General features: G+C 63.5%; 22 protein-coding genes. 8 read left to right on the top strand and 14 right to left on the bottom strand.

What is annotated here, in order from left to right; translation table 11 throughout:
* Window positions 1–48: 48 nt before the first annotated feature.
* Together IB279_RS31465 and IB279_RS31460 are read right to left on the bottom strand one after the other, a co-directional pair.
* Window positions 49–963: a DMT family transporter gene (locus IB279_RS31465; RefSeq protein WP_112771765.1), complete on the bottom strand. Its 915-nt coding sequence runs from the start codon at window positions 961–963 to the stop codon at window positions 49–51.
* Between the two features lie 158 nt (window positions 964–1121).
* Entirely contained in the window at window positions 1122–2606 is a 1485-nt protein-coding gene (locus IB279_RS31460; protein ID WP_112771766.1) for a nucleobase:cation symporter-2 family protein, read from the bottom strand.
* Between the two features lie 337 nt (window positions 2607–2943).
* Here IB279_RS31460 and IB279_RS31455 point away from each other — a divergent pair, with 337 nt between their 5' ends.
* Window positions 2944–3399: a hypothetical protein gene (locus IB279_RS31455; protein WP_143556345.1), complete on the top strand. Its 456-nt coding sequence runs from the start codon at window positions 2944–2946 to the stop codon at window positions 3397–3399.
* Window positions 3400–3512: 113 nt separating this feature from the next.
* On the opposite strand, the gene IB279_RS31450 is transcribed toward IB279_RS31455, so the two are convergent.
* The 8 genes from IB279_RS31450 to IB279_RS31415 form a co-directional block, all read right to left on the bottom strand.
* The gene (locus IB279_RS31450) at window positions 3513–5234 is read right to left on the bottom strand and encodes an ABC transporter substrate-binding protein (protein ID WP_034802459.1); all 1722 of its coding nucleotides are present in this window, start codon (window positions 5232–5234) and stop codon (window positions 3513–3515) included.
* Between the two features lie 82 nt (window positions 5235–5316).
* The gene (locus IB279_RS31445) at window positions 5317–5739 is read right to left on the bottom strand and encodes a DUF2160 domain-containing protein (protein ID WP_034802456.1); all 423 of its coding nucleotides are present in this window, start codon (window positions 5737–5739) and stop codon (window positions 5317–5319) included.
* The gene (locus IB279_RS31440) at window positions 5739–6557 is read right to left on the bottom strand and encodes a carbohydrate ABC transporter permease (RefSeq protein WP_034802454.1); all 819 of its coding nucleotides are present in this window, start codon (window positions 6555–6557) and stop codon (window positions 5739–5741) included. Before IB279_RS31440 ends, IB279_RS31445 begins: the two co-directional genes overlap by 1 nt.
* Before the next feature lie 22 nt (window positions 6558–6579).
* A complete protein-coding gene (locus IB279_RS31435) occupies window positions 6580–7446 on the bottom strand; it encodes a carbohydrate ABC transporter permease (RefSeq protein WP_034802451.1) in 867 nt (288 codons plus the stop codon).
* A gap of 2 nt (window positions 7447–7448) precedes the next feature.
* On the bottom strand, window positions 7449–8519 hold the full coding sequence (locus tag IB279_RS31430) for an ABC transporter ATP-binding protein (protein ID WP_034802449.1): 1071 nt from the start codon (window positions 8517–8519) through the stop codon (window positions 7449–7451).
* 21 nt (window positions 8520–8540) lie between these two features.
* The gene (locus tag IB279_RS31425; RefSeq protein WP_112771767.1) at window positions 8541–9611 is read right to left on the bottom strand and encodes an ABC transporter ATP-binding protein; all 1071 of its coding nucleotides are present in this window, start codon (window positions 9609–9611) and stop codon (window positions 8541–8543) included.
* A gap of 130 nt (window positions 9612–9741) precedes the next feature.
* Window positions 9742–11259 (bottom strand): glycerol-3-phosphate dehydrogenase, encoded by a 1518-nt coding sequence (gene glpD / locus IB279_RS31420; RefSeq protein ID WP_034802443.1) that lies wholly within the window; start codon window positions 11257–11259, stop codon window positions 9742–9744.
* A 131-nt stretch (window positions 11260–11390) separates the two neighbouring features.
* Window positions 11391–12155, bottom strand: coding sequence for a DeoR/GlpR family DNA-binding transcription regulator (locus tag IB279_RS31415; RefSeq protein WP_034802440.1), 765 nt, complete (start codon window positions 12153–12155; stop codon window positions 11391–11393).
* Window positions 12156–12327: 172 nt separating this feature from the next.
* On the opposite strand from IB279_RS31415, the gene IB279_RS31410 reads away from it, so the two are divergent.
* The 7 genes from IB279_RS31410 (at window position 12328) to IB279_RS31380 (ending at window position 20378) form a co-directional block, all read left to right on the top strand.
* Complete coding sequence (locus tag IB279_RS31410) at window positions 12328–13095, top strand: SDR family NAD(P)-dependent oxidoreductase (protein WP_112771769.1); 768 nt, start codon at window positions 12328–12330, stop codon at window positions 13093–13095.
* Between the two features lie 203 nt (window positions 13096–13298).
* Window positions 13299–14195, top strand: coding sequence for a LysR family transcriptional regulator (locus tag IB279_RS31405; RefSeq protein ID WP_060521374.1), 897 nt, complete (start codon window positions 13299–13301; stop codon window positions 14193–14195).
* A gap of 176 nt (window positions 14196–14371) precedes the next feature.
* Entirely contained in the window at window positions 14372–14851 is a 480-nt protein-coding gene (locus IB279_RS31400; RefSeq protein ID WP_034802432.1) for a formate dehydrogenase subunit gamma, read from the top strand.
* Entirely contained in the window at window positions 14848–16404 is a 1557-nt protein-coding gene (locus IB279_RS31395) for an NADH-quinone oxidoreductase subunit NuoF (protein WP_112771770.1), read from the top strand. Before IB279_RS31400 ends, IB279_RS31395 begins: the two co-directional genes overlap by 4 nt.
* A gap of 10 nt (window positions 16405–16414) precedes the next feature.
* Window positions 16415–19294 (top strand): formate dehydrogenase subunit alpha, encoded by a 2880-nt coding sequence (fdhF, locus tag IB279_RS31390; protein WP_060586411.1) that lies wholly within the window; start codon window positions 16415–16417, stop codon window positions 19292–19294.
* Window positions 19295–19315: 21 nt separating this feature from the next.
* On the top strand, window positions 19316–20155 hold the full coding sequence (fdhD, locus tag IB279_RS31385) for a formate dehydrogenase accessory sulfurtransferase FdhD (protein ID WP_034802424.1): 840 nt from the start codon (window positions 19316–19318) through the stop codon (window positions 20153–20155).
* Complete coding sequence (locus IB279_RS31380; protein ID WP_034802422.1) at window positions 20145–20378, top strand: formate dehydrogenase subunit delta; 234 nt, start codon at window positions 20145–20147, stop codon at window positions 20376–20378. Before fdhD ends, IB279_RS31380 begins: the two co-directional genes overlap by 11 nt.
* A 146-nt stretch (window positions 20379–20524) precedes the next feature.
* Here the strand turns inward: IB279_RS31380 and IB279_RS31375 are convergent, their stop codons facing one another.
* From IB279_RS31375 to rocF, 4 genes are all read right to left on the bottom strand, one after another.
* Window positions 20525–22309, bottom strand: a complete 1785-nt coding sequence (locus IB279_RS31375; RefSeq protein ID WP_192340500.1) for a PAS domain-containing methyl-accepting chemotaxis protein — start codon at window positions 22307–22309, stop codon at window positions 20525–20527.
* Between the two features lie 421 nt (window positions 22310–22730).
* The gene (locus IB279_RS31370; RefSeq protein ID WP_034803080.1) at window positions 22731–23210 is read right to left on the bottom strand and encodes a chemotaxis protein CheW; all 480 of its coding nucleotides are present in this window, start codon (window positions 23208–23210) and stop codon (window positions 22731–22733) included.
* A gap of 284 nt (window positions 23211–23494) precedes the next feature.
* On the bottom strand, window positions 23495–24700 hold the full coding sequence (gene rocD / locus IB279_RS31365; RefSeq protein ID WP_112772958.1) for an ornithine--oxo-acid transaminase: 1206 nt from the start codon (window positions 24698–24700) through the stop codon (window positions 23495–23497).
* Window positions 24701–24837: 137 nt separating this feature from the next.
* Complete coding sequence (rocF, locus tag IB279_RS31360; protein ID WP_112772957.1) at window positions 24838–25761, bottom strand: arginase; 924 nt, start codon at window positions 25759–25761, stop codon at window positions 24838–24840.
* Window positions 25762–25773 lie beyond the last annotated feature (12 nt).

Raw genomic sequence — 25773 nt, 5'->3', positions numbered from 1 at the left:
GCGCGCCAGACGGCGCGCGCAATCTCTTCTCTTTATCCGTAAGTGGCCTCAGCCGCGGTCGGCGATCGTCGCGGCGACGCGTCGCCGCGCCGGAATGGTCATGGCCGCGACCCCGACGATGACGCAGCCAAGGCCGATCCAGGCGGTGTCCGACAGCCGTTCGCCGAGGAAGAGCGCGCCGATGGCAACGCCGATCGGCACGCGCAGATAGGCCTGTGCCGTGGCGCCGACCGAGCCCAGTGTCTGGATCAGCCGGAAGTAGATGGCAAAGGCAAGGGCGGTCGAGAAGACGGCGAGGCCGAGCAGTGCCAGCAGCGACTCCGTCGACGGCGCAAGCGCCCAGGGCCTGTCGACGACGAGGCTTACCGGGATCAGCAGGGCAGCACCTGCGATCAACGAGCCGGCGGCGGGCATCATCGGGTCGAGTCCCTTGAAGCCGCGACCGAAGATGGCGGCGCCCGCGTAGCAGACGGTGGCGAGCACCACGGCCAACTGTGGCAGCAACTGTTCCCCGAGGCCGCCGAAGGCCTCCATGCCGATGATCAGGCTGATGCCGGTCATGCCGGCGACGATGCCAACGAGCTTGCGGGCCGTGACCGCTTCGTGGCGGGTGATCAGCGCCGTCATCAGGAAGGCGAAGATCGGCGTCGTCGCATTGAGGATCGAGGCGATGCCGGCATCGATCGTCTGCTCGGCCCAGGCGATCAGCGTGAAGGGCACAACGCTGTTGAGGCAGGCCTGGAACAGGAAGCGCCGCCAGGTCGCCGCGTCACGCGGCAGGCTGAGACCACGCCAGCGCAGAACGGCAAGAAGAAGCGCGCCGGCAATCAGGGTGCGGGCGGCAATCAGCGTAACCGGCGGAATGGTCTCGATGCCGATCTTGATGAAGGTGTAGGAGGCGCCCCAGAGCGTTGCGAGCGCAAGAAGCAGCAGGAGTTCGAGAGAAAGGTTGGTCTTGGCCATCGGGATCGCATCCTTGTGTCGTCATTGTTGCCATCGTTCTAGCGCGACGCTTACGGCGGATGCTTCGTTGGCGATCGAAGTATCGGGATCCTCCGAGATGTGGAAAAGCGAAACCCCGGCTTTCGCGGGAAAGCCGGGGTTCCGTGATTGCGGGTGGCTCAATGGTTGTCGGCGAGCTTGGCCGCGTTGACGCTGGCTGTGCTTTCGAAGCTGAGGCCATTGAAGAAGGCGTTGAGCACGACGGCCGAGATCGAGGCAAGCACGATGCCGGACTCGATGATCGGGTGGATCGCATGCGGCAGCCAGATCAGGAAGTTCGGCGCGATCAGCGGGATCAGGCCGAAGCCGACCGAGACGGCGACCACGAACAGGTTGTTGCGCGACGACTTGAAGTCGACGGTCGACAGGATGCGCACGCCGGTCGCAGCGACCATGCCGAACATCACCAGGCCGGCGCCACCGAGCACGAAGGTCGGAACCGCTTCGACCAGTGCGCCCATCTTCGGGATCAGTCCGAGCGCGATCATGATGACGCCCCCCATCACGCAGACGTAGCGGCTCTTGACGCCGGTGACGCCGACAAGCCCGACATTCTGCGAGAAGCTCGTGTAGGGGAAGGTGTTGAACAGGCCGCCGATCATGGTGCCGAGGCCATCGACCCTGAGCCCCGCCGTCAACTGCTGCCGCGAGACTTCGCGATTGGTGATTTCGCCGAGTGCCAGGAACATGCCGGTCGATTCGATCATCACGACGATCATCACGAGCGACATGGTGGCGATCAGCACCGGATCGAAGATCGGCATGCCGAAGCGCAGCGGCGTGACCACCGCAAACCAGCCGGCATCGGCCACCCGGTCGAAATGCATCATGCCGAGTGCTGCGGCGACGACGCAGCCGACGACGACGCCGGTCAGCACCGCGATGTTGCTGATCAGTCCGCGGCCGAAGCGTGCAATCACGAGAATGGAGAGAAGCACGAAGCCGGCCAGCGCAATGTGGCTCGGCTCGGCGTAGAGCGGGTTCGGGACGCTGGCGCCAAGCACCAGGCCGTCCGGTACCGCCGGGCCTCCGGTGGCCGCGGCCTTCTTGAGCTCCGCCAGCCATTCCGCATGGCTCGGATCGACGAGCTTGGGTGCGGTCGGACCGAAGGGATTGCCGAAGATCCAGTTCACACCGACGCGCATCAGCGAAACGCCGATGACGAGAATGATCGTGCCGGTGACGACGGGGGGGAAGAACCTCAGAAGCCGGCCCATGACCGGCGCGAGCAGGAGCGCGACGAGGCCGGCGCCGATGATGGCGCCGAAGATCATCCGAGCACCCTCTTGCCCGGGTGTCATCGCCGCCATCGAGACCATCGGGCCGACCGAGGCGAAAGTAACGCCCATCATGACCGGAAGCCGGATGCCGATGCTGCGGCCGAGGCCAAGCGACTGGATGATGGTGACGAGGCCGCAAACGAAAAGATCGGCGGAAATCAGGAAAGCGACGTCCTGGGGGCTGAGCTGCAAGGCGCGGCCGACGATCAGGGGCACCGCGACGGCGCCGCCATACATGACAAGGACATGCTGCAACCCGAGGGTCGCAAGTCTGCCCACGGGCAGCCTCTCGTCCACCGGGTGTATGCTGGAAACGTCGCTCATGGTTCCTCCTCCCATTACATCGACCAGTCCGGCCCCCCCGTCCTCCAACAGGGGAAACGCTATCTTCGGTTGTCGAGACAGAATGTCGCAAGTATCGCCGGAACGAAAACACTTTCCGGATTTCGGGGGAAATTGTCGAGGGGTGATCGGGGCGGGAAAGGTTCGGATTTGACCGTCGAACGGCTCCGACCGGGCAGGTATTGCCGAAGAAGGCCTCAAGGCGCGCCAACGAACAGCTTGATCCTAGCAACGATGCAACGTTGCTGCAATGCGAAGCGACGATGGTTCGTCGCGCCGGGTGCGAAGGCTCCGCCGCGGTTCGTTTGGGATCATGTCGATGAAATCTTGCAGATTGGCCTTTTCGTCTCCCTGTCGTGCGCTTTTCGCGCTGCTGATCGTTCTCTGGCCGGCGGTCGCCGGGGCGAGCGGCGTCAGCTTCCAGGGGCAATGGCAGCAGGTCACGTCCGGCGCCGGTGACTGCGAGAGCTGCTCGGTCGAGATCCGGCGGAACGGCCCCGTGCTGAAGGTGACGGGGAGGGATGGATGGTTCGCGGTGACCCATCTCGGGCGCGTCGGCGGCGGTTCGAGCGCTGCGGGCATCGGGCGCTGGAACGAGGCCGGCGCCGGCCGCTATCGCGGCAAGCCGTTCGACATCCGCATCACGATCGTCGACGAGCATCTCCACATGGATATGAGCGTGCGGATGGATGATGGCTCGACGCAGGCGGTCAGGGCCATCTTCGACAAGCGACGATCCGAGAAATCCGGACGCCTGCGGCTTGCTCACATGTAGGCGCGACAGGTCCTTTCACGCCCATGGGCAAAGAAATACCGGGGCCGTTGCCGACCCCGGTGCCGCATCTCCCGAGGAGAGGGCCGCCCGTTTTGCAGGCGGCCGTTGGTTTCTTACTTCTGCCAGCTCTTGACCAGATCGTCGTAGTTGACGGTCTGCGGCTTTTCCTTCTCGTTCTCGATCTTCAGCTGCGGAGCGAGGTTGCCCTTGGAAACGGCATCCTTGTTCCAGTACTCGAGATCGTGCTCTTCGGCGAGCTTCGGACCGATGTCGCCCTGAACGCCCGAGCGTTCGAGACGGGAGAGAACCTTCTCCTGCTCGGCGCACAGCGAGTCCATGGCTTCCTGAGCGGTCTTGGCACCCGAGGATGCATCGCCGATCGCCTGCCACCAAAGCTGAGCCAGCTTCGGATAGTCAGGAACGTTCGTGCCGGTCGGCGACCACTGCAGGCGGGCCGGCGAACGGTAGAACTCGATCAGACCGCCGAGCTTCGGAGCGCGGTCCGTGAAGCTCTTGTGGTCGAGCGTCGACTGGCGGATGAAGGTGAGGCCGACATGGCTCTTCTTCACGTCGACGGTCTTCGAGGTCACGAACTGCGCATAGAGCCAGGCGGCCTTGGCGCGGTCGTCAGGCGTGGACTTCAGCAGCGTCCAGGAACCGGCGTCCTGGTAACCGAGCTTCATGCCGTCCTTCCAGTAGACGCCATGCGGGCTCGGAGCAAAACGCCACTTCGGCGTGCCGTCCTCGTTGACGACGGGCAGGCCCGGCTTGACGAAGTCGGCGGTGAACGCCGTGTAGGTGAACATCTGCTGGGCGACTTCGCCCTGCGACGGAACCGGGCCGGATTCCGAGAAGGTCATGCCCTGCGCAGCTGCCGGTGCGTAGGCCTTCATCCAGTCGAGATACTTCTGGATGGAGTAGACAGCGGCCGGGCCGTTGGTGTCGCCACCGCGGGCAACGCAGGAGCCGACCGGACGCGAGTTTTCGTCGACCTTGATGCCCCACTCGTCGACCGGCTTGCCGTTCGGGATGCCCTTGTCGCCGTTGCCGGCCATCGACAGCCAGGCGTCGGTGAAGCGCCAGCCGAGCGACGGGTCCTTCTTGCCGTAGTCCATGTGGCCATAGACTTTCTTGCCGTCGACTTCGCGACCGGTGAAGAACTCGGCGATATCCTCATAGGCCGACCAGTTGACCGGAACGCCGAGGTCGTAGCCGTACTTCGCCTTGAAGTCCGCCTTGTTCTTCTCGTCGTTGAACCAGTCGTAGCGGAACCAGTAGAGGTTCGCGAACTGCTGGTCGGGAAGCTGGTAGAGCTTGCCGTCCGGTGCTGTCGTGAACGACTTGCCGATGAAGTCGTCGATGTCGAGGTTCGGGTTGGTGACGTCCTTGCCTTCATTGGCCATGAAGTCGGTCAGGCTGCGGGCCTGCTGGTAGCGCCAATGGGTGCCGATCAGATCCGAGTCGTTGATGTAGGCGTCATAGACGTTTTCGCCCGACTGCATCTGCGTCTGCAGCTTTTCGACGACGTCACCTTCGCCGATCAGGTCGTGGGTGATCTTGATGCCGGTGATGTCGGAGAAGGCCTTGGCCAGGGTCTTCGATTCGTATTCATGAGTGGTGATCGTTTCGGAAACGACCTTGATTTCCATGCCGGCAAAGGGTTTCGCTGCATCGACGAACCACTGCATTTCGGCTTCCTGGCCGGCGCGGTCGAGCGAGGACATGTCGCCGATCTCGCTGTCGAGGAATTTCTTGGCTTCGTCCATGCCGGCAAAAGCGCTGCCGGTGAAAGCCAGCAGCATAGCTGCCGTCGTAGTCAAAAGATGCCGTCGCATAATTCCCTCCCTTAGGTTTGCGAATGCGGTTCTTTATCTTTCGAGGGGCCGCCCGTCTGGCGGCCCCTCAAATCGGTTCGCCTCAGACGTAGCGGAAGACGCCGACGGCATAGACCAGGGAGAGCGCGAGCGCCCACCACAGGTTCTGCCCGCCGACGAAGCCGAGCCATGCGAGGTGAATGAAGGCGCTGCCGAGCAGTGACACGAAGAGGCGATCGCCCCGTGTCGTCTCGAAGCGCAGGATGCCGACGCGCGGGTTGCCACCGGGCGAGGCATATTCCCAGACCGCCATCATCGACAGCAGTGCGAAGATCGTCAGGAAGAACATGGCCGACGGAAACGACCAGGCCATCCAGCCACCGGGGATGAGCGGCGCGAACCAGTCGCGCGCGCCGTCCTTGATGGGCAGCATGCTGAAGAGCAGCCCGGCAACGGCGGCGTAGACGACGAGAACGGCGGCAAACGGCAGTTGCCAGCGGGCGTTGCGAACGGGTTGAGCGGTCATCATACCCTCCCCAGGGCAAAGCCCTTGGCGATGTAGTTGCGAACGAAATAGATCACGAGTGCGCCCGGAATGATGGTGAGCACGCCGGCGGCCGCCAGCACGCCCCAGTCGAGACCGGAGGCGGAGACCGTGCGGGTCATGGTGGCGGCGATCGGCTTGGCGTCCGTGGTCGTCAGCGTGCGGGCAAGCAGCAGTTCGACCCAGGAGAACATGAAGCAGAAAAACGCAGCGACACCGATGCCCGAGGCGATCAGCGGCATGAAGATCTTCACGAAGAAGCGCGGGAACGAGTAACCGTCGATATAGGCGGTCTCGTCGATCTCCTTCGGCACGCCCGACATGAAGCCTTCCAGGATCCAGACCGCGAGCGGCACGTTGAACAGGCAGTGCGCAAGGGCAACCGCGATGTGCGTGTCGATCAGGCCGAAGGCCGAATAGAGCTGGAAGAAGGGCAGCGCGAAGACGGCCGGCGGCGCCATGCGGTTGGTCAAGAGCCAGAAGAACAGGTGCTTGTCGCCGAGGAAGCGGTAGCGCGAGAAGGCGTAGGCCGCCGGCAGCGCTGCCGTCACCGAGATCACCGTGTTCATGACGACGTAGATGATCGAGTTGATGTAGCCGTTGTACCAGGAGGGGTCGGTGAAGATCACCTGGTAGTTCCGGAGCGTCGGATTGACCGGCCAGAGCGAGAAGGTGCTCAGGATCTCGCTCGTTTCCTTGAAGCTCATGTTGACGAGCCAATAGATCGGCAGGAGCAGGAAGACGATGTAGACCGTCGGCACCAGCCAGGAGAGGCGTTCGGTAAGTGGTTGTTTTTGCATTTTGTTTCTCCTCCCGCCTTTGTCAGCCCTGCGCGTCGCTCGTGGTCATCACGGTGTAGAAGATCCACGAGAGCAGCAGGATGATGAGGAAGTAGATGATCGATAGCGCTGCCGCCGGACCGAGGTCGAACTGGCCGATGGCCGTTTTGACGAGGTCGATGGACAGGAAGGTTGTCGAGTTGCCGGGACCGCCGCCGGTGACGACGAAGGGCTCGGTGTAGATCATGAAGCTATCCATGAACCGCAGCAGGAAGGCGATCAAAAGCACGCGCTTCATCTTCGGCAGCTGGATGTAGCGGAACACCGACCAGCGCGAGGCGCCGTCGATCTTGGCCGCCTGGTAATAGGCGTCGGGGATCGAGACGAGACCGGCATAGCAGAGCAGGACGACGAGGCTCGTCCAGTGCCAGACGTCCATGACGATCAGCGTGACCCAGGCGGCAACGGGGTTCTGCACGTAATTGTAGTTGATGCCGATCGCTTCGAGCGTGCGGCCGAGCAGGCCGATGTCGACGCGGCCGAAGACCTGCCAGATGGTGCCGACGACGTTCCACGGGATCAAGAGCGGCAGCGCCATCAGGACGAGGCAGACCGGCACGCCGAGACCCTTCTTCGGCATGTTGAGCGCGATGATGATGCCGAGCGGGATTTCGATCGCCAGAATGATCGCCGAGAAGATCAGGTTGCGGCTGAGCGCGTCCCAGAAGCGGTCCGACGTCAGCACCTGCACGTACCAGTCGGTGCCGGCCCAGAAGAACTGGTTGTTGCCGAAGGTGTCCTGGACCGAATAGTTGACGACGGTCATCAGCGGGATGACGGCCGAGAAGGCGACCAGCACGAGGACCGGCAGCACCATGAACCAGGCCTTGTTGTTCCAGGTTTTCTCCATGGTCAGGCCTCCTCGCCGACGCGCCAGGAATCGGCGTAGATATTGATGGCTTTCGGATCGAAGGTGACGCGCGGCTCGGCGGGGATCTCGCCGTCCTCGTCGACGATGATCGAGATCGGCTGGTCGGCAAAACGGGCGCGCACGATCTTGTGGCGGCCGATATCCTCGACCTTGGTGATCGCGACCGGCATGCCTTCGCGACCGAGCGAGACGAATTCCGGGCGGATGCCGAGCTCGGTCTTGGCGCCGGCCTTGACCTTGGGCTGGAAGGTGAGGCCCAACTGCTCGCCGCCGATCGTCGCGGTGCCGCCGTCGAGCTTGACCGGCAGCACGTTCATGCCCGGCGAGCCGATGAAGTAGCCGACAAAGGTGTGGCGCGGGCGCTCGAAGAGTTCCGCCGGCGTGCCGATCTGCACGATCTGGCCGTCATACATGACGACGACCTTGTCGGCGAAGGTCAGCGCCTCGGTCTGGTCGTGGGTGACGTAGACCATGGTGAAGCCGAACTGCTTGTGCAGGCGCTTGATCTGTGAGCGCAGCACCCACTTCATTTCCGGATCGATGACCGTCAGCGGTTCGTCGAAGAGGATCGCGCTGACGTCGTTGCGCACGAGGCCGCGGCCGAGCGAGATCTTCTGCTTCTGGTCGGCGGTGAGGCCCCGAGCCGTCTTCTTCGCCCAGCCGCCAAGGCCGATCATCTCGATCGTTTCCTTGACGCGGCGGTCGACCTCGGCCTCCGGCACATGCCGGTTGCGCAAGGGGAAGGCCAGATTATCGTAAACCGTCATCGTGTCGTAGATGACCGGGAACTGGAACACCTGGGCGATGTTGCGTTCCTGGGTCGACAGATGCGTCACGTCCTTGCCGTCGAAGAGGATCTCGCCTTCGGACGGGTTGATCAGGCCAGAGATAATGTTGAGCAGCGTGGTCTTGCCGCAGCCGGAGGGCCCGAGCAGCGCATAGGCGCCGCCGTCGTTCCACTCGTGGTGCACTTCCTTCAGCGCGTAGTCGTTTTCCGACTTCGGCTTGGCGCCATAGGCGTGGCGGATATGGTTGAGATTGATGCGTGCCATGTTTTCCTCCCAGCGCCTCCTTTAGGCCGTGCCGCCGATGGCGCGTCCGTCCGGCCCGAAGGCCATGAGATGGCGGGTATCGACGAAGACCTCGAGGGTTGCGTCGGGTTCGATGTCGTGAATGCCCGGCGCCAGCATCACCCAGCGCGCATTGGCAAAACCGACGTGAATGAAGCTTTCGGAGCCGGCAATTTCGGAGATCGCCGTCTTCACCGTCAGGGCATCGCCGCCACCCTGCGGGCGGTCAAACGACAGGTGATGCGGCTGGAACGCGACGGTGCAGGGACCGTTGCCGATGCCAGCCAGATGTGCCGGGACGGTGAGCACAGACTTGCCGTCGAGCGTGAAGGCCGAGCCCGCTTTGACCAGCTCGATGCAGTTCAGCGGCGGATCGGCGAAGGTGCGGGCGGTGATCAGGTCGACCGGGCGGCGATAGACGTCGATTGTCTTGTCGAACTGGGTGATGCGGCCCTGGCTGAGGGCTGCGGTGTTGCCGCCGAGCAGCAGCGCTTCCGAAGGCTCGGTCGTCGCATAGACGAAGATGGCGCCGGAGGCGGCGAAGATCTTCGGCAGTTCCTCGCGCAGTTCCTCGCGCAGCTTGTAGTCGAGGTTGGCGAGTGGCTCGTCGAGCAGCACCAGATCGGCGTTCTTGACGATGGCGCGGGCAAGTGCCGTGCGCTGCTGCTGGCCACCTGAGAGGTTCAAGGGCGTGCGGTCGAGATAAGGCGTCAGCTTCAGCAGATCGGCCGCCTTGCGCACCTCGCGGTCGATGGTGGCGGTGTCGGCGCCGTTGATGCGCATCGGTGAGGCGATGTTTTCGTAAACGGTCATCGCCGGATAGTTGATGAACTGCTGGTAGACCATGGCGACCGAACGCTTCTGCACCGGCAGGCCGGTGACGTCGGCGCCGTCGAAAAGGAGCGAACCGGAGGCGGGCTTGTCGAGACCGGCCATCAGCCGCATCAGCGACGTCTTGCCGGAAAGGGTCGGGCCGAGCAGAACGTTCAGCGACCCCCTCTCCAGCACCAGGTCGGTCGGGTAGATATGCGTCTCCCCGCCTACGACCTTGGATATCTTCTTCATTTCAAGCATTGAATTCTCCACCCAGCCTGTCGGCAGTCCGAGCGTTTTCCACCCCAGCGCGGAAACGCTCTATCTCATCGGTTTTCTGCATTTCCGGGCGCGCGCGCCCGTGTTGGAAATGCATTGAATGCGAGCGTTGTCAGGCGGCTGCGTTGGCCGCGCCTCGCATGTATTCCTCCAGCGCTGCCGCCTCGCCCGGCGTCAGCTTCAATCCCAATTTCGTGCGCCGCCACAGCACGTCCTCGGCGTGCCGCGCCCATTCCTGCGTCATCAGCCACTTGACCTCGGCCTCGTAGAGATCGGCGCCGAAATGGTGGCCGAGACCGGCCTCGTTCGACGCCGAACCCAGAAGTGCTGCGGCGCGCGTGCCATAGAGGCGCACGAGGCGACGCGCATGCTGGGGCGCAAGGAAGGGATATTGCTTCCGCAGTCTTGCGACTTCGTCGGCATAACCCTGGGCGGGAAAATCGCCGCCCGGAAGCCTGGAGCCGGCGGTCCATTTCGAACCCTTGACGCCGATCGCCTCGCCGATCTTTTCCAGTGCGGATTCGCCGAGGCGGCGATAGGTCGTGAGCTTGCCGCCGAAGACGTTGAGCAGCGGTGCCGCACCCTTGTCACCCTCGACCCGCAGCACGTAGTCGCGCGTCGCTTCCTGCGCCTTGCTGGCGCCGTCGTCGTAAAGCGGGCGAACGGCCGAATAGGTCCAGACGATGTCGTCCTTTTCCACCGGCTCGAGGAAATACTCGCTTGCTGCCCGGCAGAGATAGTCGACCTCCGCGTCGCTGATGCGCACCTCGCCCGGATTACCGGTGTAGTCGCGGTCGGTGGTACCGATCAGCGTGAAGTCTTCTTCGTAAGGGATGGCGAACATGATGCGGCCATCCGGGTTCTGGAAGAAATAGGCGCGCGGATCGTCGAACTTCTTCTTCACGACGATGTGGCTGCCCTGAACGAGGCGGACATTGTGCACGTCGTTCTTGCCGAGCGCGCCCGAGAGAACCGCGTCGACCCAGGGGCCGGCGGCATTGATGAGCATGCGGGCCTTGAGCGTCTTGCGTTCGCCGGTTGCCTGGTTCTCGGTTTCGATGGCCCAGAGCCCACCGTCGCGACGTGCAGCGACGACGCGGGTACGGGCCATGATGACGGCGCCGCGGTCGGCAGCGTCGCGGGCATTCAAGACCACGAGGCGGGCGTCGTTGACCCAGCCGTCGGAATATTCGAAGGCCTTGTTGAACAGGCGCTTCAGCGGTTTGCCGGCGGGATCGCGGTTCATGTCCAGCGTCGCCGTTGCCGGCAGCAGCTTGCGGCCGCCGATATGGTCATAAAGGAAGAGGCCGAGGCGGATGAGCCAGGCCGGGCGCAGGCCGCCCTTGTGATAGGGCAGCACGAAGCGCATCGGCCAGATGACGTGCGGCGCCATTGCCCACAGCACCTCGCGCTCCATCAGCGCTTCGCGCACGAGGCGGAATTCGTAATGTTCGAGGTAGCGCAGGCCGCCGTGAATGAGCTTGGTGGAGCCGGAGGACGTGCCGGAAGCGAAATCGTTCATTTCGGCCAAGGCGACCGAGTACCCACGGCCGACCGCGTCGCGCGCGATGCCGCATCCGTTGATGCCGCCGCCGATGACGAAGACGTCGTAGATTGCCTGCTCTGACACTGCTGTTTCCCCTCCACATTTCGCGATGCACAAATTGATGCGTCAGCGAAAGTGAAATCAGTTAAAACGAAAACATATCGAATGTCAAACGAATGCTCCCCGAATCTTTAGGGGTGGCTAAATCTCCCGTTTCAGGCGTCGGTTTCGATCAGGCGAACGTCCTGTTCAACACAGATTTTCCTGACGTTTTCGAGCGTGCAGCGGTCGGTGATGAAGGTCTGGACCTGCGATATATGGCCGATGCGAACAGGCGCGGTTCTTTCGAATTTGGTCGAGTCGGAAACCAGAATGACATGGCGCGCATTGGCGATGATCGCCTGGGCGACTTTCACTTCGCGAAAATCGAAATCCAGCAGCGCGCCGTCATGGTCGATCGCCGAGGCGCCGATGACGGCGAAGTCGACCTTGAACTGCTTGATGAAATCGACGGCGGCCTCGCCGACGATGCCGCCGTCCGAGCCGCGCACGACGCCGCCGGTGATCACCACCTCGATCGAGGGGAAAACGCGTAAGCGATTGGCGACATTGATGTTGTTGGTGATGACCATCAATTCCTTGTGGTCGAGCAGGGCCTCGCCCACAGCTTCGGTGGTGGTGCCGATATTGATGAACAGCGACGCGTTGTCGGGGATGAGTTCGGCGGCGGCCTTGCCGATCGCCTGTTTCTCCGGTGCCGCGATCTGGCGGCGGGCGTCGTATTTGACGTTTTCCTTGCCGCTCGGGAAGATCGCGCCGCCATGAATGCGGTTCAGGATCTTGGCGTCGCAGAGGTCGTTCAGGTCCTTTCGGATGGTCTGCGGCGTGACAGAAAAGCGCTGCGCCAGCTCCTCGACCAGTACCCGGCCCTCGCTTTTTGCCAGTTCCAGGATCTCCTCCTGCCGACCGGTCAAATACATTCCATCCTCCCCATTTTCGTTTTGTTTCATAATATGCAAAAACGAAAGCCGCGCAATTTCAGAATCGGCGTTTGCGGCGAAATCGCTTTCGCAGCGGGTCCAGGGTGTCGGCGCGCGTTGCATTCGCTACGGCGATAGGCGACCCTGCCTTAGGAGTGAAGAGGGGAAAGACATGTTTCATCCGGCCTTGTTCAAGGGCATGACCGTCGTGATCACCGGTGCCGGGCGCGGCATCGGGCTCGAGGTTGCCCGGCAGTTCCTGAATTGTGGCGCGCATGTACTCGTCCATGCCGGCCGGTCGATCGGCGACCTGCCCGATTTTCTCGAATCTGCGGCGACGGAAGGCCGGGCCTATGTGGCGACGGCGGATTTTCTCGCGCCGGATGGTGTCGAGGGGCTGGCCGACGTGGTGCGCAGCCGCTTCGAGAGCATCGATATCCTCATCAACAATGCCGGCACGATGGTCGGCCGCTTCCCGGCGGCGGAGCTGTCCGACGAGCAGTACCAGACCGTCGTCCAGCTCAACCAGACCGCGGTCGTCGAGATGACGCGGGCGATGCTGCCGCTGTTGCGCAAGGGTACGCATCCGGCGATCGTCAACACCGTCTCGATCTCTGCGGTTACCGGCGGCAGCGCCGGATCGTCGATCTATTCGGCGACGAAGGCGTTCGTTTCCACCTATTCCAAGGCCTTGGCGCGGGAACTCGCGCCCGAGGGCATCCGGGTCAACTGCGTTTCGCCGGGGACGATCACCACCGAATTCCACGAGCGCTACTCATCGCCGGAGAAGCTGGAGGCGACCCGCAAGACCATTCCGCTTGGTCGGCTCGGGACGGCGGAAGACTGCGCGCCCGCCTATCTCTTCCTCGCCTCGCATGCGCTGTCGGGCTACATCACCGGGCAGGTGCTGGAGGTGAATGGCGGGCAGCTGATCGTTTGAGCGGTAGATGAAGTCGGCTACCCCTCATCCGCCTACCGGCACCTTCTCCTCGCTTGCGGGGAGAAGGAAGGCTGCGGCGCCCGCTCGCGTCCCCACTCCATTCGGGGCCTGCATCATGAAGGGGCGACCTCGCGAAGCGCCACGTCCCGCAAGCGGGAGAGGGTTAGGGTGAGGGGCAGAGCCACAACAACTGAAGGCCGGACATGATCGACAAGCTGGAAATGTTCCTCGTTCTCGCCCGCGAAAGGCATTTTGGTCGCGCGGCGGAGGAGTGTGGGGTGACGCAACCGACGCTGTCGGCGGCCATCCGCCAGCTTGAGGATCAGCTCGGCGTCATGCTCGTCAGCCGCGGGTCGCGCTTTCAGGGCCTGACGCCCGAGGGCCAGCGCGTACTCGAATGGGCGCGGCGCATCGTCGGCGATACCCGCACCATGCGTGAGGAGATGCGGGCGGCGCGCAAGGGTCTTTCCGGCCATATCCGGCTGGCCGCGGTGCCGACGACACTTGCCATGGTGCCGATGATCACCGCGCCATTCCAGGAAAAGCACCCTGATGTCACCTTTTCCGTGCTCTCGACGACATCGGTGCAGATCCTGGCGCTGCTCGAAAATCTCGAGATCGATGCGGGGCTCACCTATCTGGAGAACGAGCCGCTCGGCCGGGTGACGAGCGTTCCGCTCCAGGTCGAGCGCTATCACCTCGTCACCGCCGCCGGAACACCGCTTTCGGAGCGGGAAAGCGTGACGTGGAAAGAGGTTAGCGACGTTCGGCTTTGTCTATTGACGGCCGATATGCAGAACCGCCGCATCATCAACCAGCATTTTTCGGAGGCCGGTGCCGTCGCCAAGCCGACGCTCGAATCGAACTCGATGATCGTGCTTTTTTCGCATGTGCGCACCGGCCGCTGGGCCAGCATCATGCCATTCAACGTCGCGAAATCATTCGGTTTTCACGAAGATATCCGGATGATCCCGATCGTCGATCCGGACGCCCGTCACACGGTCGGCCTGGTTGCGACGCATCGTGAGCCGTTTACGCCGCTGGTGTCGGCCTTGCTTCACGAAGCACGCATTCTCGGCGAGCGGAATCAGGCTCAATAGATTTTTTCTATCGATCGACGGAACAGCCTTATTGACCCATGCGGCCATAAGCGCGAAGCTTTTTGATCATGGCCGGAGACCGCCGAGGAACGGCCTTCGCCAGAAGTGAAATGTCGGCTGGGCCGGTCGTCCGTTTCGGGTGCTGCCGCCTCGCCCATGAGCCGGGAGGGCTCCCGTTGAACATCCATCAGCCGCGCGCCGATATCGCGGAAACCACGCTCGCCATCGTCGAGGAGCTGAAGCGGCTGGAAGGGCCCTTGCTGCCGATCCTGCACGAACTGCAGGAAGAGTTCGGCTATGTGCCGCAGGAATGTCTTCCGGTGATTGCCCGCGAACTCAACCTCTCGCGCGCCGAAGTCTATGGGGTGATGAGCTTCTACCATGATTTCCGCGATCACCCCGCGGGGCGCCACGTGCTGAAGCTCTGTCGCGCCGAAGCCTGTCAGTCGATGGGCGGCGACCAGCTGGCCGAGCGCGCGAAGCGGCTGCTCGGCATCGATTTTCACCAGACGACCCCGGATGGCGCGGTGACGCTGGAGCCGGTCTACTGTCTCGGGCTCTGTTCCTGCGCACCCTCCGCCATGCTGGACGGAGAGGTGCATGCCCGGGTCGATGCCGCCGATCTCGAAGCGCTCGTTCAGGAGGCGCGTCGATGACCGCAAAGATCTACATTCCGCGGGACGCCGCGGCCGTGGCGCTCGGCGCCGACAAGGTAGCCAAGGCCATGGCCGAGGCGATCGGCGCACGCGGCCTCGACGCCACGATCGTGCGCAACGGTTCGCGCGGCATGCATTGGCTGGAGCCGCTGATCGAGGTGGAAACGGCTGACGGCCGTGTTGCCTATGGCCCGGTCAAGGCACATGACGTTTCGTCACTGCTCGATGCCGCCCTGCTCGACGGCGGCGATCATGCCCTCTGTCTCGGGAAGACCGAGGAGATCCCCTTCCTGAAGCAGCAGACGCGGCTGACCTTTGCTCGCTGCGGTATCATCGATCCGCTTTCGCTCGACGATTACCAGGCCCATGGCGGGCTCGCCGGTCTGCGCAATGCCATTGCCATGGCGCCGCAGGACATTGTCGCGCAGGTGACCGAAAGCGGCCTTCGCGGCCGTGGCGGCGCAGGCTTTCCGACCGGCATCAAGTGGAAGACCGTTCTCGATGCGGCGGGCGATCGGAAGTACATCGTCTGCAACGCCGACGAGGGCGATAGCGGCACCTTTGCCGACCGGATGATCATGGAAGGCGATCCCTTCGTGCTGATCGAGGGCATGGCGATCGCCGGCATCGCGACCGGCGCGACCAGGGGCTTCATTTACACCCGCTCCGAATACCCGCATGCGATCGCGGCGATGGCTGAGGCGATCGAGATCGCCCGCAAGGCCGGCGTGCTCGGCACCTCGGTGCTCGGTTCCGGTCGGGCCTTCGATATGGAAGTGCGCGAGGGCGCAGGTGCCTATGTCTGCGGCGAGGAAACGGCGCTGCTCAATAGCCTCGAAGGCAAACGCGGCATCGTGCGGGCCAAGCCGCCGCTTCCCGCGCACAAGGGCCTCTTCGACTGTCCGACCGTGATCAACAACGTGATCTCGCTCGCCTCCGTCCCCATCATCATGGACGAGGGCGCCGCCTATTACCGCGACTTCGGCATGGGCCGGTCGCGCGGCACGATCCCGATCCAGATCGCCGGCAACGTCAAGCATGCCGGTCTCTACGAAACCGCCTTCGGCCTGGCGCTCGGCGAGATCATCGATCACATCGGCGGCGGCACGGCGAGTGGCCGGCCGGTCAAGGCCGTGCAGGTCGGCGGTCCGCTCGGCGCCTATTTTCCCCGTGCCCTGTTCGACACGCCGTTCGACTACGAAGCCTTCGCCGCGCGTGACGGTCTGATCGGCCATGCCGGCATCGTTGTGTTCGACGACACCGTCGACATGCTGCACCAGGCGCGCTTTGCGATGGAATTCTGCGCGGTAGAAAGCTGCGGCAAGTGCACGCCCTGCCGCATCGGTTCGACGCGCGGTGTCGAGGTGACCGACAGGATCGCCGCCGGCATCGAGCCGGAGAAGAACCGCGAACTGCTCGCCGATCTTTGCAACACGATGAAGTTCGGTTCGCTCTGCGCCCTTGGCGGCTTCACGCCCTATCCGGTCATGAGCGCCATGACCCATTTCCCGGATGATTTTCAGCCGGCACCGCGCGTTCAAGCGGCGGAGTGAGGAAAAGACCATGTCTCTCATTCATGAAATCGACTACGGCACTCCGGCCTCCAAGTCCGAAAAACTGGTGACGCTGACGATCGACGGACGCGAGGTCACCGTGCCCGAGGGCACTTCGATCATGCGCGCGGCGATGGATGCCGGCATAGAAGTGCCGAAGCTCTGCGCTTCCGACATGATGGATGCCTTCGGCTCCTGCCGGCTCTGTCTCGTCGAGATCAAGGGACGCGCCGGCATGCCGGCCTCCTGCACGACGCCGGTTGCAGCCGGTATCGAGGTCTCCACCCAGACGCCGCGGCTGAAGGACGTGCGCCGCGGGGTGATGGAGCTCTACATTTCCGACCACCCTCTCGACTGTCTGACCTGTGCTGCCAATGGCGATTGCGAGCTGCAGGACATGGCCGGCGCAGTCGGCCTGCGCGACGTGCGCTACGGCTATGAGGGCGAGAACCACGTCACGGCGCGCAACAATGGCGAGATCAACGCCAAGTGGATGCCGAAGGACGAGTCCAATCCCTATTTCACCTACGATCCGGCCAAATGCATCGTCTGCTCGCGCTGTGTGCGCGCCTGCGAGGAAGTGCAGGGCACCTTCGCGCTGACGATCGGCGGCCGCGGTTTCGACAGCCGCGTTTCGGCCGGGATGGCGGAAGACTTCATGTCGTCGGAATGCGTCTCCTGCGGCGCCTGCGTCCAGGCCTGCCCGACGGCGACGCTCATCGAAAAGTCGGTGATCGAGATCGGCCAGCCCGAACATTCCGAAGTGACGACCTGCGCCTATTGCGGCGTCGGCTGCTCGTTCAAGGCGGAAATGCGCGGCGAGGAACTGGTGCGTATGGTGCCGTGGAAGGATGGCCAGGCCAATCGCGGCCATTCCTGCGTCAAGGGCCGCTTCGCTTACGGCTATTCCAACCACAAGGACCGCATCCTCAACCCGATGATCCGCGAGAAGATCTCCGATCCCTGGCGCGAGGTCACCTGGGAGGAGGCTTATGCGCATGTGGCCTCCGAGTTCCGGCGGATCCAGTATCAGTACGGCCGCGATTCCGTCGGCGGCATCACCTCGTCGCGCTGCACCAATGAAGAGACCTATCTGGTGCAGAAGCTGGTGCGCGCCGGCTTCGGCAACAACAATGTCGATACCTGCGCCCGCGTCTGCCATTCGCCGACCGGCTACGGCCTCGGCCAGGCCTTCGGGACCTCGGCCGGTACGCAGAACTTCGACAGTGTCGAGTTCACCGACGTCGCCGTCATCATCGGCGCCAACCCGACCGACGGCCATCCGGTCTTCGGCTCGCGACTGAAGAAGCGGCTGCGCGAAGGCGCCCAGTTGATCGTCATCGATCCGCGCCGCACCGACATCGTGCGCTCGCCGCATGTGGAGGCCGCCTATCACCTGCCGCTCCAGCCCGGCACCAACGTCGCGATCTTGACGTCGATCGCCCATGTGATCGTCACCGAAGGCCTCGCCAACGAACAGTTCATCCGCGAGCGCTGCGACTGGTCGGAGTACGAGGATTGGGCCGCCTTCGTCGCCGAACCCTACCATAGCCCGGAGGCGACCGAAGCCTATACCGGCGTGCCGGCCGATCTCGTGCGGGGCGCGGCCAGGCTCTATGCCACCGGCGGCAACGGCGCGATCTATTACGGTCTCGGCGTCACCGAGCACAGCCAGGGATCGACGACGGTCATGGCGATCGCCAACCTCGCCATGGTCACCGGCAATATCGGCCGGCCGGGCGTCGGCGTGAACCCGTTGCGCGGCCAGAACAACGTGCAGGGTTCCTGCGACATGGGTTCGTTCCCGCACGAGCTGCCGGGCTACCGTCACATCTCCGACGATGCCACCCGCGAGACCTTCGAGAAGCTCTGGGGCGTCGAGATCTCCAACGAGCCGGGCCTGCGCATCCCCAACATGCTCGATGCCGCGGTCGACGGCACCTTCAAGGCGCTCTACATCCAGGGCGAGGACATCCTGCAGTCCGACCCGGACACCAAGCATGTGGCAGCCGGCCTCGCCGCGATGGAATGCGTCGTCGTGCACGACCTGTTCCTGAACGAAACGGCCAACTACGCGCACGTCTTCCTGCCCGGTTCGACCTTCCTCGAAAAAGACGGCACCTTCACCAATGCCGAGCGCCGCATTAACCGCGTGCGCAAGGTGATGACGCCGAAGAACGGTTATGCCGACTGGGAGGTCACGCAGAAGCTCGCCCAGGCCATGGGCCTCAACTGGAACTACCGCCATCCGTCCGAGATCATGGACGAGATCGCCGCGACGACGCCGAGCTTCGCGCTGGTTTCCTACGATTATCTCGAAAAGATGGGCTCGGTGCAGTGGCCCTGCAACGAGGCGCATCCCGAGGGTTCGCCGATCATGCATATCGACGGTTTCGTGCGTGGCAAAGGCAAGTTCATCCGCACCGAATATGTGGCGACGGATGAACGCACCGGCCCGCGCTTCCCGCTGCTTTTGACGACCGGCCGCATCCTTAGCCAGTACAATGTCGGCGCCCAGACGCGACGCACCGACAACGTCGTCTGGCATGCGGAAGACCGGCTGGAGATCCACCCGCACGATGCCGAGCAGCGCGGCATCCGTGATGGCGACTGGATCCGGCTCGCAAGCCGCGCCGGGGAGACGACCCTGCGTTCGCTGATCACCGATCGCGTCGCGCCCGGCGTCGTCTACACCACCTTCCACCACCCGACGACGCAGGCAAACGTCATCACCACCGACTTCTCCGACTGGGCCACCAACTGCCCGGAATACAAGGTGACGGCGGTGCAGGTGATGCCGTCGAACGGCCCGTCGGACTGGCAGGTCGACTATGACGAGCAGGCCCGCCAGTCGCGCCGGATTTCCGGAAAGCTGGAGGCGGCGGAGTAATGCCTTTCGCTGCGACCGATCATGGCGACGTTTAGGACATCCAAGACCGTTCCCGAGGCCGCTCGCCGCAACGGCGCGCTTCGGGACGGTGCGCGCGCCGTGCCGGAGGAGACGCCGGTCGCCTTCAGCTATGGTGGTTCGACCCATGCGGTGATGATGGCGACGCCCGGCGATCTCGAGGATTTCGCCGTCGGCTTCAGCCTGACCGAAGGCATCATTACCGATCCCGGCCAGATCGAAACGGTCGAGGTCGTCTCCGAGACGGTCGCCGGCAATCTCGGCATCGACTTGCAGATCGTGCTTCAGGACGAAGAGAACGACATGCTGCGTCAACGCCGACGGCACATGGCGGGGCCGGTCGGTTGCGGTCTTTGCGGCATCGAATCGATCGAGCAGGCGGTACGGCCGACGCCGGACGTTTCCCGTTCGAGACTGACGTTGTCGCAGGAGGACGTGGTTTCGGCCGTAGCGCTGCTCAATGGCCAGCAGCCGCTGCATTTCGAAACGCGCGCCGTGCACGGTGCCGCCTTCTATGTGCCGGGCCGCGGGCTGATCGCTGTGCGTGAGGATGTCGGCCGCCACAATGCGCTCGACAAGCTGGTCGGTGCCGCCGCACGCGCCGGCTTCAAGGGCAGCGAGGGCGCCGTGGTCGTCACCAGCCGCGTGTCCGTCGAGATGGTGCAGAAGACGGCAGTCGTCGGCAGCCCTGTGATCATCGCCATTTCGGCGCCGACGGCGCTTGCCATTCGCACGGCGGAAGCTGCGGGCATGACGCTGATTGCGCTCGTGCGCGGCGACGAATTCGAGATTTTCACCCATGCCGAACGCATCAAGTCCGGAGCTGCCGTCGATGTCGCATGACAATACCAACGCCAAGCTGATCTATATGGCGAACCAGATCGCCACGTTCTTCAAGAGCCAGCCCGAGAGCGAGGCGGCGCAGGGCGTTGCCACCCATATCAACAAGTACTGGGAGCCGCGCATGCGGCGCAAATTGTTCGAGCATATCGACAATGGCGGCGAGGGGCTGACGCCGCTGGTGCTGGAGGCGGCCGCAAAGATCAAACGTCCGGAAGCGGCCTAGCCTGCATTCTTTACCCGCCAGCGCTTTCTGCACGCTCATCGAGGGCGCGTTTTCCTAAGCGGGCACTCTCCTGAAAAGATTTAAGGGAAGGCGGCTACCGGTCGCCGCCCTCCCCATTCCCGAGCGCGGGGTGCAGGGATGTGCGCTCAGAAATTCTGCCAGCCATCCGCAGCCGGTGCCGCGGCCAGGCTTGTTCGTTGTCCGCCGCGCATGGCGCGGGCGGTGGCATGCAGGCGTGATGGCTGCGCGCGATCTTCGAGGAGGCGGTTCGCGTCGACGACCTGGGCCTGCTCGCCGTAGCGGAACTGCCGGAGCAGTTCGTGCAGGGCTTCGGCCTCGCGGGCCATGGCGTGGCTTGCGGCCGTGCTTTCCTCGACCATCGCGGCGTTCTGCTGGGTCGCCTGGTCCATCGAGTTGACCGCCTGGTTGATCTCCTTGAGGCCGGTCGACTGTTCGCGTGCCGCCTCGACGATCGCCGAGACGTTGGCGTTGATCTCCTGGACCTGGACGAGGATTTCCTCAAGCGCCGCCCCGGTCTGGCCGACCAGCGACACGCCGTTCTTGACGTGTTCGGTCGAGGTGCCGATCAGCGACTTGATGTCCTTGGCGGCACTGGCGGAGCGTTGGGCCAGCTCACGCACTTCCTGGGCGACGACGGCGAAGCCCTTGCCGGCTTCACCGGCGCGCGCCGCCTCGACGCCGGCGTTCAGCGCCAAAAGGTTCGTCTGGAAGGCGATGTCGTCGATCACGCCGATGATGTTGGAGATTTCGCGTGACGACTGTTCGATCTGGTCCATGGCGCCGATCGCACTCTTGACCACATTGCCGGAGCGTTCGGCACCGGCCTTGGTCTTGGCGACCAGGCCTCCGGCCTCCTCGGCGCGGCGGCTGGAGTCCGAGACGGTCGTGGTGATCTCGTCGAGCGCTGCGGCGGTCTCTTCCACGGAAGCGGCCTGTTGCTCGGTGCGCTTCGACAGGTCGTCGGCGGCAGCCCGGATCTCGCGGGCGCCGGAGGCGATCGCGCTGGCATTGTCGCCGACGGTTCGCATCGCCCCGCGCAGCTTTGCGGTGGCATCGTTGAAGTCGATCCGCACCGCTTCCATGCTTGGTACGAAGGGCGTGTCGAGGTTGCGCGTCAGATCGCCTTCGGCGAGCGCCCGCAGGCCCGCGCCGAGGCTGTTGATGGCGCTCATGCGCTCGCTGACATCGGTCGCGAACTTGACGACCTTGTAGACCTTGCCGCTGAAGTCGCGGATCGGGTTATAGGCCGCCTGGATCCAGATCTCCTTGCCGCCCTTGCCGTAGCGCACGAACTCGTTGGAAAAGAACTCACCGGCGGCGAGCCGCTTCCAGAAGTCGGCATATTCGGCGGTGCGAGCATAGTTGGGCTCGCAGAACATGCTGTGGTGCTTGCCCTGGATTTCCTGGAGGCTGTAGCCGAGCGCGGCGCAGAAGTTTTCGTTGGCGGTCAGGATCTCGCCCGATGGCGTGAACTCGATCACCGCCTGGGAGCGGGAGATCGCGTCGAGCTTGCCGGCATCTTCCGTGGCCCTTGCCTTGGCGGCAGTGATGTCGCTTGCGAACTTGACCACCTTGTAGGGCTTGCCGCCCCGAAGCACCGGGTTGTAAGTCGCCTGGATCCAGATTTCGCGGCCGCCCTTGGCGACACGCTTGTAGGCATTGGCGTCGAATTCGCCGCGGCCGAGCCGGGCCCAGAAGTCGCGGTATTCCTGCGTCTGGGCGTAGTCGGCGGGGCAGAACATGCGGTGGTGATGCCCGACGATTTCGCTGAGGTTGTAACCGAGTGCCTGGCAGAAATTCTCATTGGCGGTCAGGATCTTGCCGGTCAGGTCGAACTGGATGATAGCCTGCGACTTCGATAGCGCGGCGATGATCTGGTTCGCGTCTGCAATTTTTCCGAGAGCGAACATTGTAACCCTCTTCTCGTTTGTTGGCTCAAGCCGGGGGCTTCGTGCCTTCTTTGACAGGGTTTGCGGAGCCGAAGCGGCGCAAACTCCCGGACTAAGACAAATGCCGGCCTGCCGAAACATGTCTGGTCGTCCCGCGCCGGCCCACCGGGTCAGCGATTTAGTGCTTCGTGAGGGGAGTTCGAACTGGCGGGCTTCATGCCCAGGCGCCGTGTTTATGCAATCTAGGTTAGTGATAGGACTATTAAGCAGGTGTTAAAATAGCAACTATCAAATTTCAGTTGTAAGAACTCGTAGATCCCAATTTTAGTTGAATTAGTTTCTCCTGTTTTTCTAAAATATTGCCCTCCGGCTGAGCAAATAACCAACAAAAAAGCCGCCCGACGAGACGTCGGACGGCCTTGAATATCGCTGAGCTGTTGCTTTAGGCGGCCAGTTCCTCGACCTCGCGTTCCTTGAACATGCGGGCAAGGTTCAGGAAGCAGATCATGCCGGTTTCGTTGGCGATGATGCCTTCGGCGAAGCTCTTGTCGAAGGAGGCCGTCACTTCCGGCACCGGCTGCACCTGGCTGCCCTGGACCGTGAGGATATCCGACACGCGGTCGACGACGAGGCCGATGACCATGTTGTGCACTTCGGCGACGACGATGGCGCTGCGCTCGTTGGCGGTGGTCGATTTCATGCCGAGCTTGTGGGCGAGGTCGATGATCGGGATCACCGTGCCGCGCAGGTTCATGACGCCGATCACTTCCGGCGGCGAATGCGGGATAGGCGTCGAGGGCGCCCAGCCGCGGATTTCACGGATCGTCGTCGTCTTGACGCAGAATTCCTGATCGTGGAGGCGGAACGCAATGATTTCCAGCGTCTCGCCGTCGAACCCGGCCGTCCTGAGTGTGCTTGTCATCGAAGGTCCTTCCAGCTTTCCGGTCGACGCCTCTGGGCGCGACACCGCCAAACTCCAGATCTCTCCGCATGGCTGACGGCGCATCAGGCGCGGTCAATGATCCGTAAAGGAGAGATCCTTCCAGTCCGCCGATCACATCCGGCAGGGCGCAGCTGCATCATGCGCGGAGGAACCGCTTTGCGCTTTGGGAAAGGACTATAGGCCGGGATTCGTTAAGACTTGCTTTTGCAAGTGCTTACGAAGATCTCGCCCCGGGCGTGACCCAGGGCGGAAGCGATTTGCGATCAAGCGGAGGCGAGAACCTTGGCAAACTGTTCGACCGCCCAATCCACCTGCTCCGCGGTGATGACGAGCGGCGGCGCGATTCGGATCGTGTCGCCGTGGGTGTCCTTGGCAAGGATGCCGAGCTGCTTCAGCGCTTCGCAATACTTGCGCGCGCCGCCGGCTTCCGGCACCAGTTCCACCGCCAGCATCAGGCCGCGACCGCGCACTTCCTTGATGATGTTGGAACGGATGTCGGTGAGGCCCTTCTGGAAGCGCTCGCCCATCTTTGCCGAGTTCTCGATCATGCCTTCCTCGGTCAGCGCCTTCAGCGCCGCGCGGGCAATGGCGCAGGCGAGCGGATTGCCGCCGAAGGTCGAGCCGTGCTGGCCGGGCTTCAAGACGCCGAGCACTTCGGAATTCGAAAGCACCGCCGAGACCGGATAAAAGCCGCCGGACAGAGCCTTGCCGATCAGCGTCACGTCGGCTTCGATCGCCTCATGCTCTTCGGCAAGCAGCTTGCCGGTGCGGCCAAGCCCGGTCTGGATCTCGTCGAGGATCAGCGTGATGCCGTGCTTGGTGCAGAGCTCGCGCACCGTCGTGAAGTAGCCGACCGGCGGGACGATGACGCCGGCTTCGCCCTGGATCGGCTCGACCAGGAAGGCGACGGTGTTTTCGTTGATCGTCGCACGGAAGGCGTCGATGTCACCGAAGGGTACGACCTTGAAGCCCGGCGCAAACGGGCCGAAGCCGGTGCGGGCGTCCGGATCGGTCGAGAAACCGACGATGCCCATGGTGCGGCCGTGGAAGTTGTTGGAGCAGACGATGATCTCGGCCTTGTTCTCGGCCACGCCCTTGACCTCGTAGCCCCACTTGCGCACGGCCTTGACGGCGGTCTCGACGGCTTCGGCGCCGGAGTTCATCGGCAGCACCTTGTGCGAGCCGGTCAGCGCAGCGATCTCTTCGTAGAAATGCGCCAGCTGATCGTTGCGGAAGGCGCGGGAGGTCAGCGTCAGCTTCTGCGCCTGCTCCATCATCGCCTTCAGGATCTTCGGGTGGCAATGGCCCTGGTTCACGGCAGAATAGGCCGAGAGACAGTCGAGGTAGCGGTTGCCTTCCATATCCCAGACATAGACACCTTCGCCTCGCGAAAGCACCACGTCGAGCGGCTTGTAGTTATGGGCGCCGAGCCGGTATTCGGTTTCGATCAGGGCAGCCGTCGTGTTCATATATCGTCCTCCGGTGTTTCTTTGTCTGAGCGGGATGAGGAAAAGTGTGCGCGGTTTTCCGCCCGCATCCCGCTCTGACTAATGAGAGCCGTTCACGCTTATGATCTTGGATCCAGTCGACCCAAGATCTCCGTGATCTAGGCGCTGCGGGTCGGCCGGTCGAGGACGCGGCGGCCGAAGAGGCTCGCCGTCAGTTCGACCAGGATGCGCGCGCTCTTGCCGCGATCGTCGAGGAAGGGGTTGAGCTCGACGACGTCGAGCGAGGAAACGAGCCCGCTTTCCCAGAGCACTTCCATGATCAGGTGCGCCTCGCGGAAGGTGGCGCCGCCCGGAACGGTGGTGCCGACGCCGGGCGCCAGTTCCGGATCCATGAAATCGACATCGAGGCTGACATGCAGCAGGCCATTGGCGGCGCGGACCTCTTCGAGGATCTGGCGCATGATGTGAGCCATGCCGAGTTCGTCGACGGCGCGCATGTCGAAGACGCGCACGCCATGTTCTGTGATCTCTTCGCGCTCGCGGTCGTCGACCGAGCGGATACCGACCTGGAAGACCTTCTTCGGATCGACGAGCGGACGGTCGGACGGCAGGATCGGGGCGAATTCGGCCTGGCCGCAGAAGAAGGCGACCGGCATTCCGTGCATGTTGCCGGAGGGCGAGGTCGACGGCGAGTTGAAGTCGGCATGGGCGTCGAGCCAGAGCACGAACAGCGGCCGGCCGACGTCTGCGGCATAGCGCGCCATGCCGGAGACGCTGCCCATCGAAAGCGCATGGTCGCCACCCAGAATGATCGGGAAATGGCCCTTGCGCGCGGTGTCGTGCACGGAATCATGCAGGGCGCGGGCGAAGGCTGCGACGATCTGCAGGTTGTTGGCGCCGGGATGGTTGGCGAGATCGCGCGCCGGCAGCGGCTTGACGTCGCCTTCGTCGTGAACCGTATGGCCGAGATCGCGCAGCACCGTATCGATGCCGGCGATGCGCAGGGCCGTCGGGCCCATGGCCGCGCCGCGTCGTCCAGAACCTTCCTCGATGGGTGCGCCGATCAGCGTGATGGTCGTCATGTCCGCCCGATT

This window comes from Ensifer sp. ENS06 (assembly GCF_014852205.1).
GTDB lineage: Bacteria > Pseudomonadota > Alphaproteobacteria > Rhizobiales > Rhizobiaceae > Ensifer > Ensifer adhaerens.
Note: the sequence above shows the minus strand (reverse complement) of the source record. Positions and strands in the feature narration are given on the sequence as shown.